Raw genomic sequence first — 16,148 nt, 5'->3', positions numbered from 1 at the left:
GTGTTTGGGGGCCGTTAAAGGTTCCAAAGGTGACGCCCTGGCCTAGTTTTTGTGGAGGGGAAAATGAAAATTCAGTGTGTTGAAAAAGATATACGCCAAGTCTTGGAGTCTGGCACGTACCTTATTCCGCGTTTTCAGCGTCCATTTTCTTGGGATGAGGATAACGTTGAAGAGTTTTGGGTTGATAGCACATCGGACCTCAAAAGGGATTACTTCATCGGGGCGTTTGTCTCTTACAACCTCTCAAGCTCCTCTTTTGGTCTCGTGGATGGGCAGCAGCGCATCACCACTATCACCATTGCTCTATGTGCCATTCGGGATAAGTTCAACGACTTGGGTTTTGCGGCCCCCGCCAAAGGGGTGCACCGTTTGATTGAAACACGGGACCTAAACGATCAGGCCCAGTTCGTTCTTAAAACCGAGACCTCGTACCCCTACCTGCAAGCCAAAATCCAGAGCCTTGAAAAAGAGGAGACGGAGATTGACGTGGGTGAGGAGGAGAAGGCGATCAGTGCAGCCTACAAACTCATTCACACCCTCATCGATCAGGGCGTGAAGGAGGCGGCCTCTAAGGTTGACCCTTCAAAGGCGAAGGCTGCGAGCAAAAAGTGGTTGGAAAGTGTGCGGGATAAGCTCTTGGGTCTTAAAGTGATTTCGATCACTCTGGACAACCAAGACGACGCGTATCTGATTTTTGAGACGCTCAATACACGGGGTAAGGACCTCACTGCCGCAGACCTTGCGAAGAACCATCTGCTGCGGCTGCTTCCTTCAAAGGGCAAGGCCATTGACCGTCCCAAAGACCATTGGGTGGAAATTCAGAGCACTTTGGAGCAGGCAACCCGGCCGATTCAAATAGCCACTTTCCTTCATCACTACTGGCTTTCAAAGCACCCCTTCACAACAGAGAAGGAGCTTTTCAAGGCAATCAAGAATGAGGTGTCTGCCACCAATGTTCGTGCGGTCCTTGATGAGCTTAGGACCGACAGTGATCTTTACCGTGGGATTTTGGAGCCCGAACGGCTCACCCTTTGGAACAAAGGGAATCGGGATGTCGAAGATTCGCTTCGCTGCATCTCTGAAGTCCTGAATATCCAAATCGCAAATCCACTGCTTTTGACGGTGCTGCGCCTGTTCAGTGCCAAGAAGCTCAAAGATGGCCAGGTCCGAGAAATCTTCTGGCTCGTGGAGCGCTATCACTACCTGTACACGACGATCAGCAACCTGCCTTCATCAGGCGGCGTGAGCAAGATGTACGCGGCTCATGCACGAGCTTTGGCGACTGCTGCCGATGCAAATGCTCGCGGTTTGTGCATCAACGAGTTCAAGAAAAAAATCAAGAGCAAGGTCCCCGCCCGGGACACGTTCATCACACGGTTCAAGGCACTCAACTACATGACGCCAAGGCACAAGGAGATCATCGGCTACTCACTGTGGAAGATCTACAAGCATCGAAACCCCGCTGTCGATGTTGATCGCACGGGGCAGTCGCTCGAACACCTTCTTTCACAGAACACTGGAGCACCTTCCATGCACAGCATCGGGAACCTTTTGGGTGTGCCCGTGAAGTACAACGGAGAGGTTTTGGCGGCCAACAACTTCGCAGACAAGAAGTCTTTGCTCAAAAAGCATGGCTACATCTTGGAGACTCAGATCGATGCTGCAACGACGTGGGGAACAGCAGAGATAGATTGCCGAACTGGTGACTTGGCGGAGCTCGCTTATGACGAGGTTTGGGCCATCAAGTAGTTGCGATTATTGGGGATACCTCGCACCGGGATCCTGTGAACGCAGGTGCGCTCGTATGGCACTGCAAGACATGTAGCTTGATCGGTTCGCCTTGGGTCTCCTACATCTTGAGCGTCCGCTACCAGCCTAAAACAGCCAGACACTCCGCCCAAAATAATCTGCCTATTCCCGCCCACGGAAGCTCAGCACCTTGCGCCCAGCATCAACCACCTCACTACCAATTTGATAGCTATAAGCGATTGATAGACAGGCGGTAGAGCCCGATTTTCTTCAAATTTCAGCACACCTCACTACTGAAACCACGCACGCACCTATCTCGCCCGTGCTCAAGGCGCACGGCCACTGAGACAGGCCACACACCGCCACGCCAGCAAAAGCCAACGCGGCGGCGCGTCGAGCACAACGCTTTCGTTCTCTCTACGACAGCGGCTTACTTCACGGCAAACCGCACATTCGCAGCCTTCTTGCCCGGCAGTGTCACCAGCGCCACCACCTTGGTGCCTGCTGCGACCTTGAAGATGCCTTTGGTTTCGAGCCTGCCCTCGCCTGCCGGTACAAGCACAGCCTCGGATTTCTCGGTGCCGTTGAGCAGGGTGAGCTTGGCGCTCACGCCCTCGGTCTTGGCGGGTTTGCCGTGGTCGCGCAGGTGCAGGGTGATGGTGTCGGGCTTGGCGACCAGTTCGTAGTCCATGTCGCTGGCCTCGGCCACGATGCCGCCGTGCTGGGGCTTGTGGTCGTGGCCTGCGCCGTGGTCGCCAGCGGCGTAAGCGGCGTTGGTGGCGTTGGTGGCCAAGGCTGCGAGGGCCAGGGCGGCGAAAAGTTGGCGGGTGGTTTTCATGAGAGTCCTTTCAAAGGGTGAATGAAAAAGCAAACGAACAGATAAAGAGAACAAGTACAAAACAAGAAAAGCTCAGAACGCCTCGGCGTTCTTGTCGTCCAGCAGGCGTTCGGCGTCTTTGCGGCCAAACAGCCAGAACAGGGCCGGGGTGAGGAAGGTGTCGAGCAGCGTGGAGCTGATGAGGCCGCTGAAGATGACCACGGCCACCGGGTGCAGGATTTCGGTGCCGGGGCGCTCGGCCTCCAGCAGCAGCGGGGCCAGGGCAAACGCCGTGACCAGGGCGGTCATCAGCACGGGGCTCAGGCGCTCCAGCGAGCCGCGCACGATCATGGCGGTGTCAAAGCGCTCGCCTTCCACGCGCATCAGGTTGAGGTAGTGGCTCACCTTCAGGATGCCGTTGCGCACCGAGATGCCCGCCAGCGTGATGAAGCCAATCAGCGCCGCCACCGACAGCGGCTGGCCCGACACCCACAACCCCAGCACCGCACCCACCAGCGCCAGCGGGATGTTGGCCATGATGAGCGCCGAAAGCGTGGCCGAGCGGTAGCGCGTGTACAGCACCACAAACATCAGCACCAGCGAGACGATGGCCAGCAGGCCCACCAGGCGGCTGGCTTCTTCCTGCGCCTGAAACTGGCCGCCCAGGGTGATGAAGTAGCCCTCGGGCAGGCGCGTGTCGCCCACGGCCTGGCGGATGTCGGCCACCACGTCAGACAGCGCCCTGCCCTGCGCGTTGGCCGAGAGCACGATGCGGCGCTTGCCGTCGTCGCGGCTGATCTGGTTGGGGCCGTCGCCCTCTTCGATGGTGGCCAGGCGCGACAAGGGCACGGGGCCACGGGGCGTGTCGATCAGCACACGCGCCAGGCCGTCGATGGAGCGTGCGCTGTCGGGCAGGCGCACCACCAGCGCAAAGCGGCGGCTGCCTTCCACCACCTGGGCCACTTTCTCGCCTTCCACCAGCGTCTGCAGCGCGGCCAGCACCTGGGGTGCGGGCACGCCCATTTGTGCAGCGGCGGCGTAGTCCACGCGCACGGTGATCTGCGGCGCCAGCACCTGCTTTTCCACCTCCAGGTCGGCCAGGCCGGGGATGCCCGCCAGCCGCGCGCGCAGGGCCTCGGCCTGGCCACGCAGGGTGTCCAGGTCGTCGCCAAAGAGCTTGATGGCGATCTGCGAGCGCACGCCCGACAGCATGTGATCAATGCGGTGCGAGATGGGCTGGCCGATGGCGATGGCGGCGGGCAGGTGCGCCAGGCGGCTGCGGATGTCGGCCTGCACCTCGGCCATGCTGCGCTTGAGCTCGGCCGCAGGCAGCAGGCCCACATCCAGCTCGCTCACGTGCACGCCTTCGGCATGTTCATCCAGCTCGGCGCGGCCACTGCGCCGGCCCACGTGCGTGACCTCGGGCACCTGGCGCACCAGCACCTCGGCCTGGCGGGCCAGCGCGCTCGATTCGGCCAGCGTGACACCGGGGTTGAGCCGCATGCCGATGAGCAGCGTGCCCTCGTTGAAGGGCGGCAAGAACGTGGTGGGGAAGAACGGCACCGCCGCTGCCGACAGCGCCACCGCCGCCGCGCTCAAGGCCAGGGCGGTGCGCGGGCGCGCCAGCACGGCCGAGAGCCCATTGCGGTAGCGCGCCTTGAGCCAGGCCACCACGCGGGTGTCGCCATGGTCCAGGTTCTTCATGCGCGGAAGCAGGTAGAACGCCAACACCGGCGTGACGGTGACCGACACCAGCAGCGATGCCAGCGTGGACACGATGAACGCAATGCCCAGCGGCACAAACAGCCGCCCCTCGATGCCCGGCAGCGCAAACAGCGGCAGAAACACCAGCACGATGATGGCCGTGGCATACAGGATGCCCGAGCGCACTTCCATCGACGCGAGTTTGACCACCTCGATGGGGTGCAGGCGGTGGTGGGGGTGCTTCGCTCGGTCCATCTTCAGGCGGCGCAGCACGTTCTCCACATCGACCACCGCGTCGTCCACCAGGCCGCCAATGGCAATGGCCAGGCCGCCCAGCGTCATGGTGTTGATCGACAGGCCGAAGTACTTGAACACCAGCGCGGTGATGAAGATGGACACCGGGATGGCCGTGAGCGCAATCACCGTGGGCCTGAGCGTGCCCAGGAACACGAACAGGATTACCGCCACAAACACCGAGGCGCCCATGAGCTTGCCCTGCAGCGTGGTGACCGAGGCCTCGATGAAGCTTGCCTGGCGGAAAGTGACGCGCGGCGCCTCCATGCCTGCGGGCAGGGAGTTCTTCAGGTCCACCAGCGCGGCTTCGATGCTGCGCGTGAGCCCGATGGTGTCGGCCGTGGGCTGCTTCTGGATGCCCAGGATGACGGCGCCCTGCCCTTCAAAGCCCGCGTCGCCGCGCTTGGTAGCGGCGGCAAAGGTGGCATCGGCCACCTGGCGCAGCAGCACGCTCTGGCCGTTTTTGGCGGTGAGGGCCAGGTTCTGCAGGTCTTCGAGCCGCGAGGTGCGGCCCAGGTGGCGGATGAGGTATTCGCGCCCGCCCAGCTCCAAGAACCCGCCCGAGGTATTGGCCGCAAAGCCCTTGAGCGCACCCGTGAGCTGGTCGTGCGTGATGCCCAGCGCCGCCATGCGCGCCGTGTCGGGCAGCACCTGGAACTGGCGCACCTCGCCACCGATGGGGATCACCTGCGCCACACCGGGGATGGCCATGAGGCGCGGGCGCAGCACCCAGTCGGCGTACTCGCGCACGGCCATGGGGGTGGTCTTGGCCGCGTCGATGGGGATGGCCACCTGCATGATCTCGCCCATGATGGAGCTGATGGGCCCCATGCGCGGCGTGATGCCGCTGGGCAGGCCCTCTTCCATGGACGACAGGCGTTCAGACACCATCTGCCGCGCGCGGTAGATGTCGGTGCTCCAGTCAAAGGTGACGTAGATGAACGACAGGCCCGCGCTGGAGGTGGAGCGCACGCTCTCCACACCGGGCAGGCCATTCATCGTGGTCTCCAGCGGGAAGGTGATGAGCTGCTCCACCTCTTCGGCGGCCATGCCGCCGGCCTCGGTCATAAGGGTGACGGTGGGTTTGTTGAGGTCAGGGAACACGTCCACCGGCGTGCGCGAGAGCGTGAAGGCGCCATAGGCCATGAGCACGGCGGCGGCGATGAGCACCAGCAGCCGGTTGACCAGGCTGTTTTCGAGAAGCCACTTGAACATCGTGACTCCTTAGCGGACCTGGTTGATGAGCGTGGCGCCCTGCGTGGCCACGCGGTCGCCGGGCTGCAGGCCCGAGGTCACGGCCACCGAGGCGCCGTCAAGCGGCACCGCAGTGACCACCCGTGGCGCAAAGCGCTCGGGCGACTCCTTGACCCAAACGATGGTCTGGTTGGCCGGGTTGCGCAACAGCGCGGCAGCGGGCACCTGCACGCCATCGACCTTGTCGGTGGACTGCACGAACACGCGCACCGGCTGGCCCAGGGCCAAGGTGCCAAGCGCAGACGAGTCGCCCGCAAACTGCAGCGGCTGCGCCTGATCACGCAGGCTGCGCGCCGCGCCCAGAAAGCGCAGTGGCACACGCTGCCCGGCCACGGCCAGCGTGGCACCGGCCACGCTCTGGGCCTGTGCCGGGTCGTAAGCCAGGGCCTCGATGCGCAGGCGCGATGGGTCTACCACCTCGAACACCAGTTCGCGCGCATCCACCACCTGCCCCGCCACGGCATTGGCCGAAGCGATCACGCCCGAAACGGGGGCCACCAGCGCATCGCGTGTGGCCAGGCCCGCGCCCACGGCGCCCAGGCGCTGGGTGAGGCTTTGCAGCTCGCTCTCGGCCGCCTCTATGTCCTTGCGCGGCACGGTGTCGGCCAGCTCGGTCAGGCGCGCCACGCGCCGTGCGGCCAGGTCACGGGCTGCGCGCAGTTCAGCCTGCTGGGCCAGTTGGTTGGAGCGCTCGATGGCGCCTGCCGTAGGCACTACATAGGCCAGCACCTCGCCCTTGCGCACCGCCTGGCCCACGCCCGGAAAGCCCTTGGGCCCGGCCTCCAGCCGCCCGGCCAGCACGGCCTGCACCTTGCCCCCCGCGTTGGGGTCCATCACCACGGTGCCCGCCAGTTCGAAGGCCTTGGCATGTTGCCCCATGGCTCCCACCACAGTGCGTACGCCCAGTTGGCGCTGCGCGGGCTTGGGCAGAAACACGCTGCCATCGGGCTGGCGGCTGGGGCCGTTGCCGGTGGGTGCGGGCGGCGCGTCGCCATGGTCGTGGCCGGGGCCTGCCGAAGCAGGCACAGGGGCGCTGAGCGCGGCAGCCATGAGCAGGGCCAGCCAAGAGGGCATGGGGTGCAAGCGCTTCATGCTGCACCTCCCACGCGCTGGGTGTTGCCCATGCGGGCAGCACGGCCCCGGCGCAAACCCCAAACGGCGACCAGCGCCAGCAGCACGGCGGCCACGGCCCCTGCGATCAGCACAGTGCGGCGGGCCAGCCCTGCGGGTGCGGCATCGGTGTGGGCGGCGGGGTGCAGGTCGATCTCGCCTGCGAGCAGGTCGGTGTCATTGCCTGCGGCCACGGTGGCGGTGACGGGGCTCACGCCCTCAGCCAGCGGGGCGGCCAGGGTGGCCTGGAACTCGCCCTCGGCCACGCGGGTGACGGGCACGCTGGTGCCCGCAATGTCCAGCTCCAGCCGGGCGTCTTTCACGGGGCTGTTGTCGCCCGCGTGGTCCAGATAGAGCGCAATTTTTTGCCCGTCGAGCACGCCCACGAGTTCAAACAGGTCCGAGGTAGCAGCAAAGCGCGGCAGGGCCGTGCCCGTTGCGGCAGCGGGGGCGTCGCCATGGTCGTGGCCATCACCGGCCAGCGCTGTCGGCGGTAGCAAGCCCAGCAGCAGGGCCAGTCCCAGTGTGGAGAAAGCGGAAGAGAGTGTCATGGTTGTCTTAAAAATTGGTCGAAATTCACAGGGAGTTCATTGCGGCAACAGGCCCAGGGCCTGGCGCAGGTGGGAGATGGCGGCCGCTGCGTCGATGCGGGCGCGGGCCAACTGGCGTTCGGCCTGGGCGGCCTCCAGCTCCACACGCAGGCGTGTGGGGCCGTCGGCTTCGCCCAGGCGGAAGGCCTTGTCGATAAAGCCGCGTGTGCCCTGCGCCAGCGCCGCGTGCCGTGCCAGCGCATCGCGCTGGGCCTGCGTGGCCTTCACGCGGGCCATGGCGGCGGCGATGTCGGCGGCCAGGCGCCTCTGCTCCACGGCAGCACGCGCCTCGGCATCGATGGCATCAGCGCGGGCTGTGGCCTGCTTTGCCTGCGCGCGATCGCCCCCGCCCAGGGGTATGCGTAGGCCCACGGTGAAGGTCTGCTGGTAGCGGTCGCCCGCCTGCTCGCGGCCGCGCGTGGCGGCCACCGTCAGCTCGGGGTTAGCACGGGTTTGCACGGCAGCCAGGTCGGCAGCGCGGCGGGCTACCTCGGCCTGGTCGTGCCAGTCGGCCGCCGCAGGGTGCTGGGCAGCGGCTGCCGTGGCGTCTGGCACAGGGGGCTCGGGCTCCGCCCCGTCCGCCAGCGCCAGGGTGGGCGCGGCCTGCACACCCCAGGCGGCCAGTGCGGCCTGCGCTGAGTCCCGCGCGCCCTGGGCCTCAGCCATGGCGGCTTCGGCCTGGGCCACGGCGCCGTCGGCCTGGGCCTGGTCGGCACGCGACAAGTCTCCCGCGCGCACGCGGCGCGCCACGTCGGCGGCCAGGCGCTGCGCGTTCAGCAGCCGGTCTTGCGCCAAGGCCCAGTCGGCCTGCGCGCGCTGCGCCGCCCACCAGGCTTCGCGCACAGTGGCGGCCAGTTGCAGCTGCGCGGCGCGCTGGCGGCTGTCCAGCGCCTGCGCTTCCGCATCGGCCAGCGCTGCCTTGCGGGCGCGCTCGCCGGGCAGCCACAGCGGCAGGGCCAGGCCCACTTCGGCCTCGCGGCTGCCCTGGTTGCTGCCGGGGCGGTCGGTTTTGGTGGACAGCTCCAATGCCATGGGCTCGGCCGTCCAGGCTGCCGCCGCGCTGCGTGTGGCCTGCGCGGCCTCGCGCCGCAAGGCAGCAGACTGCGCTTCGGGCTGGCGCTGCCAGGCCTGCTCGAACAGGGCCTGGAGCGTGAGCGGCGCTGTGCCGGGGTTGGAGGTCTGGGCCTGTGCGGCACTGCCCAGCAGTGCCCAGCCCAGCGCCATCACCACCAGCGCGGCGATGGGCGTGTGTTGTCGTTGTTTCGTTGGTTGCATCCGATTCCTCTGCAGTGGCCGGGGCCACAGGTTGAAATCGGCGAGGCGCGATGCACGGAGGGGACGTCAGAGGGGCACGCATGCCAACAGCAAGACGAGCACCGCTACTGCCTGGGAAGGCAGGTCTCCAACAGCATCAGGAAAAGAAACGGAGCCACCCAAGCCCCCGCCTCGCCGCTCAGGCGAAGAAGGGCCAGTTGGGGCGTTCGGGCCGCGTAAGGGGTGCGGGTGGCCAGGCGGGTGCGGCCTGGCCCGGCGGGTGCGCTACGGCCACCACGATGGCCTGGGCGCTGGCACTGTGCGCCAGGCCGCCGCCTGTGCCGTGGCAGGCATGGCAGTCCATGTCGGCCAGGGTACTGGGGGAGCCCCCCGGGACCGAGTGGTCGGCCCCTTCGTCGCCATGGTGCTCGTGCACATGGTGGCCAAAGTGCGAAGCCTGCGGCGCTGACTCGTGCCCGCAATAGGGCGAGGCCGCCGCCCAGATGGACTGGAGCGGCATGAACACCAACAGAAAGACGAGCAGCAAGCGGCGCATGGGCAGCGGGATTCTAAGCAGGCCGCACCACCCGCCCCGCCAGATAGCCTGACGGGTTGAGGGGCCTACCTCCATGGGTTGCACAGGCACACCATGCAGACGCTTCATTTTTGATAGCAATCTTTGAGACCCATAGCGCGGCAGAGGCCACTTTTGTCATAAAACGCCATTCATTGCGCCGCCACCAGGTACTGCGGCACCCCGTCGGCCGCCAGCACTGGCGTGCTGTGCACGCCCCACACCTGCGCGATGGTGGCGGGGGTGAGCAGGTGGGCTGTGGCGTGCACGCTGCGCGGGCCCGCCAGGCCCGGGGCGAGCAGCAGGCTGTCGTGGGCGTAGCGCAGGGCCAGGTTCAGGTCGTGCAGCACCGCGACCACGCCCACGCCCTGCTCCACCGCCCAGCGGCGCACCAGGGCCAGCGTGTGGTGCTGGTGCGCCAGGTCGAGCGCGGCGGTGGGCTCATCCAGCAGCAGCCAGCGGGTGGCGCCATCGGGAAGGGGCTCCCAGATCTGGGCCAGCGCGCGGGCCAGATGGCTGCGGGCGCGTTCGCCGCCCGACAAGGTGTTGATGCTGCGCCCGGCCAGGTGGGCCACGCCGGTGGCCTGCATCGCCTCGGTCACGATGCGCGCTTCGTGGCGGCTGGGCTGCTGGCGGTGGGGAAAGCGCCCCATCTCCACCACTTCCTGCACCGTGAAGTCGAAGGCCACGGCCGTGTCCTGCGGCAGCACGGCACGCTGGCGGGCCAGGGCCTGGGCGCCTTGGCCGGACACCGGTTGCCCGCCCATCCACACATGGCCCGAGCGCGGCGCACGCTGGCCCGAAAGCATGGCCAGCAGGGTGGACTTGCCCGCGCCGTTGGGGCCCAGGATGGCCGTGACGCGCCCGGGCACGAACTGCGTGTGCACGGTGGCCAGCAAGGGCCGGCCGGGCACGCCCACACCCAGCTGGTCGCACACCAGCAGATCGGCGGTGGTGGTGACCGGGGATGCGACGGCGGCATTCATACCTTGCTCCGGAACTGGCGCAGCATGACCAGAAACAGCGGCACGCCAATGAAAGCCGTGAGCACGCCCAGCGGCAGCTCTGCGGGCTGCACGATGGTGCGCGCCACGCCGTCGGCTGCGAGCACCAGTGCAGCGCCCAGCAGGGCCGAGCCCGGCAGCACCACGCGGTGGTCCGGCCCCGCCACCAGGCGCACCCAGTGCGGCGCCACCAGGCCAATAAAGCCGATGATGCCGGTGGCCGCCGTCACCGCGCCCACGGCCAGCGCCGTCACCAGCACCGCCAGGCGCTTGGTGCGCTCCACCGGCACGCCCAGCAGCGCGGCCTGCGCCTCGCCCAGCGCAATCGCGTTGAGCGAGCGCGCCAGCGCCAGGCCCAGGCCGCAGGCCACCGCCACGATGGCGCCCACCAGCGCCACGGCGCTCCAGCGCGCGCCGCCCAAGCTGCCCAGCAGCCACATCTGGAGGTTGCGCAGCTGCTCGTCGGTGGAGATGAAATTGAGGTAGCCCAGCCCCGCCAGCGCCAGCGCATTGACCGCCACGCCCGCCAGCAGCATCAGCCCCATGCGCGTGCCGCCATCGGCCTGCGCCAGTGCATAGATCAGCGCCGTGACCAGCAGGCCGCCGCCAAAGGCCATGCCCACCAGTGTCCAGCTGCCCAGGGTGCGCGGCAGGTCGGGCAGCCAGTGGCTGCCCAGCACGATGGTGACGGCCGCCGCCAGCGCGGCCCCGCTGCTCACGCCCACCAGCCCGGGGTCGGCCAGCGGGTTGCGAAACAGCCCCTGCATCAGCGCACCGGCCAGCCCCAGGCCGGCGCCAGCGGCCACACCCATCAGCAGGCGGGGCAGCCGGATGTTGATGAACACCAGATATTCGGGCGCCTGTTCAGCAGATGGTGCAGCGCCCAGGGCCTGCAGCAGCACCTGCCACAGCTGGGCGGGTGCAATGGCGTAGGCGCCCCGCGTGCTGGCCCACACGAACGCGAGGCCCACCAGCGCAACGCCCCACAGCAGCGCTGCGCGCGGCGACAGGCGCCGCAAAGACCAGCGCGCACCCGGCTGCGCCACAGCCACGCTGCTCACGCGGTGATCGCCTGGGTGCGGGTGTGCAGCTCGCGCACGGCAGCAGGCAGGCGCGGGCCAAAGCCCAGCAAGTGGCTGGCCTCCATGGCCACCAGGGCCTTGCGGCGGTAAGCGGGCGTGAGTGCCAGCTCAGGCCGCTGCCAGAAAGCGGCCTCGCCGCCCAGTGCCTCGATGCCCTGCGTGCTGTTGAGCAGCACCTCGGGCGCGGCGCTGGCCATGGCCTCGGCCGTGAGGGGCCGGTAGCCTGCGAACTGCGTGATGGCATTGGTCGCGCCCGCAAAGCGGATCAGCGCATCGGCCGCTGTGCCAGTGCCTGCCACCATGGGGCTGCCGCCGTGCGACAGGATGAAGATGGCGCGCGGGCGCCGTGTGGTGGCTGCCACCTGCTTTTGCACTGCCGCCCACTGCGCATCCAGGTCAGTCTGCAGGGCCTGGGCCTCGCGCTCGCGGCCCGCCACGCGGCCCACGGTGGCGACCTTGCGCCGCACCTCGTCCCAGGTGTGGTCGGCCTGCACCAGCTCCACGCGCACGCCAGCGCTGCGCACCTGGTCCAGCACCACGGGCGGCCCGGCTTCGGTGGTGCCCACCACAGCGTCGGGCTTGAGGGACAGCAGACCCTCGGCCGAGAGCTGGCGCATGTAGCCGACCTTGGCGGTCTTGAGCGCGGCCTCGGGGAACAGGCTGGTGGTGTCGGTGCCCACCAGCTGGCCTTGTGCACCCAGCAGGTAGACCACCTCGGTCAGCGCGCCGCCCAGCGAGACGATGCGCGCCGGGCGGGCGGCCCAGGCGGCCCCGGCCCCCATCGCAGACAACCAAGGCAAAGCCACCACACCGCGCAGCAGCCGCCGACGCGTGCCACCTTGCCCCCAGCTTTGCACGGCCATCGAATCACGCAGCATGGGCCAGCTCCTGCACGCCAGGCAAGCGTGCCACCAGGTCGCGCCAGCCCTGCAGTTCGGGCTTGCCGGGCTTGCGTGCACCGAAGAACATGGCCATCAGCTCGCCCGCGCGGTCAAAAGCCTCGACCGAGGTGACGACACCATCGGCCGTGGGCTTCTCCACCACCCACACGCTGGCAATCATGTCGGTGCGCAGGTGCAGGTTGAAGCCTTCGTCCAGCACGTTGATCCACTGCGCACGCGGCGTATCGAGCGGCTGGATGTTGCGCACCGGCCCGGTGTGGATCTGGATGCAGCCGCCGCTGCCCACAAACACCATGATGGGCAGGCCGTCCACCGCCGCTTCGTCCAGCAGGCGCGCCACGGCCTGCGGTGCGGCGCGCCAGGCAAACTGGCCTTCGACCAGGCGAAAGCTCTGCTGGCGCTCCACGCCGAACTTTTTGATGAGGCCAAAGAATTCGTGCGTGTCCTGCATGGCGGCCCAGGCCTCGCGCAAGCCCTGGGAGTCGATGTCGGTGTCAGGCAGCACGGCCGCTGGCGCGGGCTCCGGACCAAACACGTAACCGGCGCTGGGTTGCACGAAGCGGCTCACCACGGCGTCGAACGCAGCCAGGTCGGTGGCATCGCGCGTGAAGATCTTGTGCACAGCACGGCCCTGCGCGTTGTAGAACTGCAGGCTGCGCGATGGCGGTTTAGCGGGGTCGTTGGCCAGCTCGGTCACCGCAAAACCCGCATGCCACTGCGCAAAGAACAGGCGCAGGTCGATGTCTTCGCCCAGCGCAATGCCCACCGGCCCGGTGGCCGACACGTGCGTGTACACGCCGGTCTTCTCGTGCACCGTGCCTTCGTTGCGCGTGAGCGCCATCAGCGGGCCGCAGGCCTCCAGCGCCTGCAGCAGCTCCAGCCACGAGCCCTGCAGCGGCTGGGCCTTGAGTGGGTGGCCGTGCTCGCCTGCATGGGCGGCCACGGCGGCACCTTCCGACAGCCCCAGGCTCTCGGCGGCGTCCTTGGCACGCTTGCCCGCTGCGCGGGCTGCGGCGAACCTCTCACGGATGTCGGGGGCGGCTTGCGGCGGATGGGCCGGAGCGCTTGGGGGGTTCGTCACAGCGGCATTCATTGCACGGCCTCCGGCGCGGTGTGCCACAGCACGCGGCGTTGTTCGGCAGCCACCATCGCGGCGCTGGCGGCCACGTCCTGGCGCGCCTTGCATTGCAGGTCCCAGCGGCCTTGCAGGCTCCAGACCACGGTGCGGAAGTGTGGCGTGAAGCCCTGGGCGTCGGCCAGCATCTGCAGGTTGGCCGCGATCTGGCGGCCCATGGCGTCGCGGTGGCTGTCGCAGCAGGCCTGCACATAGCCGGTCATCAGCGCCAGGGTGCCCGCCAGCAGCGCCTCGGCGCAGGGCAGGCTGTATTCCTCATCGCAATGGGCGCCGGATGTGGGCAAATCGGGCATGTCAGGGGCATGGCTCATGGTCTGTCTCCTTGGTGGGGTTCATCGGGATGGGCTGTGCCTTAAAAGTCCGCCACCAGCGACACGCGCACTGCGCGGCCAGGCTGGCTGTAGGCGTCGATGAAGCTGGCGTTCGCGGCCAGGCCGCGCACGTCGGCCCAGCGCCAGTGCTTTTTGTCGGTGAGGTTGTAGATGCCCGCGTTCAGGCGCAGGTCCTTGCGGATGCGCCACTGAGCCGCCAGGTCCAGCACCGTGTACGACGGCGTGAGGAACTGCGTGCTGCCGGTAGCCACCGTCACATCGCTGGCCTTCTTGGCGGCGGCGTGCGTCATGTCCAGCCGGGCCATCCAGCCGCCGCTGTCATAGCGCAGGCCCGCCGTCAGGCGCGATGGATCCACGGTGTTCACCGGCTTGCCGGTGGCGGTGTCGCGTCCGCGTGTCTGGCCGTAGGCAAACGGAGAACTCCACTGCCCGCCCGCCCACTGGCCCCAGCGCATGTCGCCCTTGACCTCGAACCCGCTCAGCTTGACGCGGCCGATGTTGACTGACTGGAACACCAGCGGGTTGCCCGGTGCGCCTGTACCGCTGACCTGGCGCAGGTCTTCGATGAAGTCCTTGTAGCGGCCAGTGAACGCGGCGGCTTCGATGGACAAACGCTCCAGGCGCCCGCGCACGCCCAGCTCAAAGCTCTGGCTCTTCTCGGGCTTGAGGTTGGCGTTGGGCACCGTGCGGTAGTTGCCCACCGGGTTCTCGAAAAAGGCGTTGACCTGCCCCGCATTGGGCGCACGGAAGCCCGCCGCGTAGTTGCCAAACACGCTCCACTGCTCGCTGGCGCGGTACAGCACGCCGAACTTGGGCGAGGTCGCATTGCCCGACAGCGACACCGCCTGCGCGCCAAAGCCCGCCTGGTCGGCCTTGATGCGGAAGGTGTCAAAGCGCACGCCGGGCGTGATGCTCCAGGGGCCGGTCACGAACTCGTCCTGCACATACAGGGCCGTGCTGGTCTCGGTGGTGTCGGGGAAGCGCTTGAGCGGGAAGGTTTCGCCCGTGGGCGGCATCACGCCGGTCTGCAGGTTCTCGACTTTGGCCGCCGTGTAGTCCAGGCCGTAGGTGATCTTCTGCACCCACGGCCCGCCATTGCGCAGCACCTTGCTGCCCTGCAGATTGGCCTGCCAGGTGCGCTCGTCATAAGTCACGTCGCGCACGCGGTCGGCGGCGGTGTTGCGGTCTTCGGTGATGTACTCGCGCGAATGGGCGTCCTGCCAGCTCAGCGTGGCCTTCACATCATCGGCAAATGCGGTGTTCACGCGCCAGTTGCCTTCCCACGTCGCACGGCTGCGCTGCATGTCGGTGAACGAGGTGGAGCCCAGCACGGACGTGGCGGCCAGCGGCGGCTTGGAGCGTGCGGTGAGGAGTTCGTAGTCGGACGTCTTGTCCACATGCTCCAGCGTGAATACATGGCGCTGGCCGCCGCCGGGCGTCAGCACCACCTTGCCCAGCAAAGCGCCGCTTTTGTCTTTCTGCGGATTGGGACGGGTGCGGTCGGCATTGGCTGCATCGTTGGTGCCCATGTTGTCCAACTCGCTGGCGCGCGTGACATTGCCACCCAGCAGCCACCGCACCGTGTCGCCCGCCTTGCCAGCCACCGTAGCGCCCACGCGCTTGCCGTGCTCGTCGCCGTCATATCCCAGGCTCACCCGGCCGCCGATGCGCTTGTCGCCGTCGAGAAACGCCGAGGGGTCTGCCGTGATGAAGTTGACCAGGCCCGCCATGCCATCGGAGCCGTACAGCGCCGAGGTGGCGCCGCGCACCACCTCGATGCGCTGCAGTAGCCCAATGTCCAGGTAGTCGCGCCCGAAGGCATTGGCGCTGAAGACATAGCTGCGCGGCAGGCGAATGCCATCCACCATCATCAACACGCGGTTGCCGTCCAGCCCCCGGATGTTGAAGCCCGCGTTCTGCTCGCGCCCGGTGGAGCCACTGGCCAGCGAGAAACGTGCGGGCGACCGTGTGACCGACACGTTGGGCAGCTCGCGCGCCACGTCGCGGATGTCGCGCACCTGGCCTTCCTCGATGGCCTGCGCATTGATCACGTCGATGCTCATCGGCAACTCGTCGCGATCCTGCTCGCTGCGCGAGCCGCTGATGACCACTTCTTTGAGCTGCGGCGCTGCAGCCACCAATTGGGCCGCATCTTGCGCATGCGCGTTGCCGATGGCGGCGCACGCACAGGCCACCAGCCATGCAAGCGGCAGCAGACGGCCTTGCAACCATTGATCGGAGGGGCGCGCCTGTGCGCACCGGGAAGAAAACGGAGGGGAACGGAATGCCTGCGCCACGGAGGGGAGTCCTTCTCTGAAACGACAACGAATACAGAGCTGGCTCCATG

The 16,148-nt window shown here is 67.3% G+C and carries 13 protein-coding genes; 1 reads left to right on the top strand and 12 read right to left on the bottom strand.

Translation table 11 applies throughout. From position 1 onward, the window contains the following. Positions 1–63: 63 nt before the first annotated feature. On the top strand, positions 64–1,749 hold the full coding sequence (locus C8C93_RS03105) for a DUF262 domain-containing protein (protein WP_121505884.1): 1,686 nt from the start codon (positions 64–66) through the stop codon (positions 1,747–1,749). Positions 1,750–2,179: 430 nt separating this feature from the next. Here C8C93_RS03105 and C8C93_RS03100 read toward each other — a convergent pair whose 3' ends face one another. The 12 genes from C8C93_RS03100 to C8C93_RS03045 all read right to left on the bottom strand — a co-directional run bounded on the left by C8C93_RS03100 (position 2,180) and on the right by C8C93_RS03045 (position 16,029). Next, a complete protein-coding gene (locus C8C93_RS03100; RefSeq protein ID WP_121505883.1) occupies positions 2,180–2,587 on the bottom strand; it encodes a hypothetical protein in 408 nt (135 codons plus the stop codon). A 72-nt stretch (positions 2,588–2,659) separates the two neighbouring features. Continuing rightward, positions 2,660–5,779 (bottom strand): efflux RND transporter permease subunit, encoded by a 3,120-nt coding sequence (locus C8C93_RS03095; RefSeq protein WP_121505882.1) that lies wholly within the window; start codon positions 5,777–5,779, stop codon positions 2,660–2,662. A gap of 9 nt (positions 5,780–5,788) precedes the next feature. Then, the gene (locus tag C8C93_RS03090) at positions 5,789–6,910 is read right to left on the bottom strand and encodes an efflux RND transporter periplasmic adaptor subunit (protein ID WP_121505881.1); all 1,122 of its coding nucleotides are present in this window, start codon (positions 6,908–6,910) and stop codon (positions 5,789–5,791) included. Then, positions 6,907–7,479: a hypothetical protein gene (locus tag C8C93_RS03085; protein ID WP_121505880.1), complete on the bottom strand. Its 573-nt coding sequence runs from the start codon at positions 7,477–7,479 to the stop codon at positions 6,907–6,909. The genes C8C93_RS03090 and C8C93_RS03085 overlap by 4 nt, the downstream gene beginning before the upstream one ends. Positions 7,480–7,515: 36 nt before the next feature. Then, a complete protein-coding gene (locus C8C93_RS03080; protein WP_121505879.1) occupies positions 7,516–8,793 on the bottom strand; it encodes a TolC family protein in 1,278 nt (425 codons plus the stop codon). A gap of 178 nt (positions 8,794–8,971) precedes the next feature. Continuing rightward, complete coding sequence (locus C8C93_RS03075) at positions 8,972–9,328, bottom strand: hypothetical protein (protein WP_121505878.1); 357 nt, start codon at positions 9,326–9,328, stop codon at positions 8,972–8,974. Between the two features lie 170 nt (positions 9,329–9,498). Beyond that, positions 9,499–10,332 carry a heme ABC transporter ATP-binding protein gene (locus C8C93_RS03070; protein WP_121505877.1) on the bottom strand — a complete coding sequence of 278 codons (834 nt, stop codon included), beginning with the start codon at positions 10,330–10,332 and terminating at the stop codon, positions 9,499–9,501. Then, positions 10,329–11,411, bottom strand: coding sequence for an iron ABC transporter permease (locus tag C8C93_RS03065; RefSeq protein WP_121505876.1), 1,083 nt, complete (start codon positions 11,409–11,411; stop codon positions 10,329–10,331). The genes C8C93_RS03070 and C8C93_RS03065 overlap by 4 nt, the downstream gene beginning before the upstream one ends. Continuing rightward, positions 11,408–12,214: a hemin ABC transporter substrate-binding protein gene (locus C8C93_RS03060; protein WP_370110779.1), complete on the bottom strand. Its 807-nt coding sequence runs from the start codon at positions 12,212–12,214 to the stop codon at positions 11,408–11,410. The genes C8C93_RS03065 and C8C93_RS03060 overlap by 4 nt, the downstream gene beginning before the upstream one ends. An 85-nt stretch (positions 12,215–12,299) precedes the next feature. Then, the gene (locus C8C93_RS03055) at positions 12,300–13,427 is read right to left on the bottom strand and encodes a hemin-degrading factor (protein WP_121505874.1); all 1,128 of its coding nucleotides are present in this window, start codon (positions 13,425–13,427) and stop codon (positions 12,300–12,302) included. After that, a complete protein-coding gene (locus C8C93_RS03050) occupies positions 13,424–13,780 on the bottom strand; it encodes a hypothetical protein (RefSeq protein WP_121505873.1) in 357 nt (118 codons plus the stop codon). The genes C8C93_RS03055 and C8C93_RS03050 overlap by 4 nt, the downstream gene beginning before the upstream one ends. 41 nt (positions 13,781–13,821) lie before the next feature. Then, on the bottom strand, positions 13,822–16,029 hold the full coding sequence (locus C8C93_RS03045; protein WP_121505872.1) for a TonB-dependent hemoglobin/transferrin/lactoferrin family receptor: 2,208 nt from the start codon (positions 16,027–16,029) through the stop codon (positions 13,822–13,824). Positions 16,030–16,148 lie beyond the last annotated feature (119 nt).

The sequence above is a fragment of the Acidovorax sp. 93 genome, assembly GCF_003633835.1.
GTDB classification, from domain to species: Bacteria; Pseudomonadota; Gammaproteobacteria; order Burkholderiales; family Burkholderiaceae_C; genus Acidovorax; species Acidovorax facilis.
Note: the sequence above shows the minus strand (reverse complement) of the source record. Positions and strands in the feature narration are given on the sequence as shown.

Excerpts from the sequence above, each read along its gene's own strand:
- C8C93_RS03105 (WP_121505884.1), top strand. The coding sequence starts at position 64 with ATGAAAATTCAGTGTGTTGAAAAAGATATACGCCAAGTCTTGGAGTCT.
- C8C93_RS03100 (WP_121505883.1), bottom strand. The coding sequence starts at position 2,587 with ATGAAAACCACCCGCCAACTTTTCGCCGCCCTGGCCCTCGCAGCCTTG.
- C8C93_RS03095 (WP_121505882.1), bottom strand. The coding sequence starts at position 5,779 with ATGTTCAAGTGGCTTCTCGAAAACAGCCTGGTCAACCGGCTGCTGGTG.
- C8C93_RS03090 (WP_121505881.1), bottom strand. The coding sequence starts at position 6,910 with ATGAAGCGCTTGCACCCCATGCCCTCTTGGCTGGCCCTGCTCATGGCT.
- C8C93_RS03085 (WP_121505880.1), bottom strand. The coding sequence starts at position 7,479 with ATGACACTCTCTTCCGCTTTCTCCACACTGGGACTGGCCCTGCTGCTG.
- C8C93_RS03080 (WP_121505879.1), bottom strand. The coding sequence starts at position 8,793 with ATGCAACCAACGAAACAACGACAACACACGCCCATCGCCGCGCTGGTG.
- C8C93_RS03075 (WP_121505878.1), bottom strand. The coding sequence starts at position 9,328 with ATGCGCCGCTTGCTGCTCGTCTTTCTGTTGGTGTTCATGCCGCTCCAG.
- C8C93_RS03070 (WP_121505877.1), bottom strand. The coding sequence starts at position 10,332 with ATGAATGCCGCCGTCGCATCCCCGGTCACCACCACCGCCGATCTGCTG.
- C8C93_RS03060 (WP_370110779.1), bottom strand. The coding sequence starts at position 12,214 with ATGGGGGCCGGGGCCGCCTGGGCCGCCCGCCCGGCGCGCATCGTCTCG.
- C8C93_RS03055 (WP_121505874.1), bottom strand. The coding sequence starts at position 13,427 with ATGAATGCCGCTGTGACGAACCCCCCAAGCGCTCCGGCCCATCCGCCG.
- C8C93_RS03050 (WP_121505873.1), bottom strand. The coding sequence starts at position 13,780 with ATGAGCCATGCCCCTGACATGCCCGATTTGCCCACATCCGGCGCCCAT.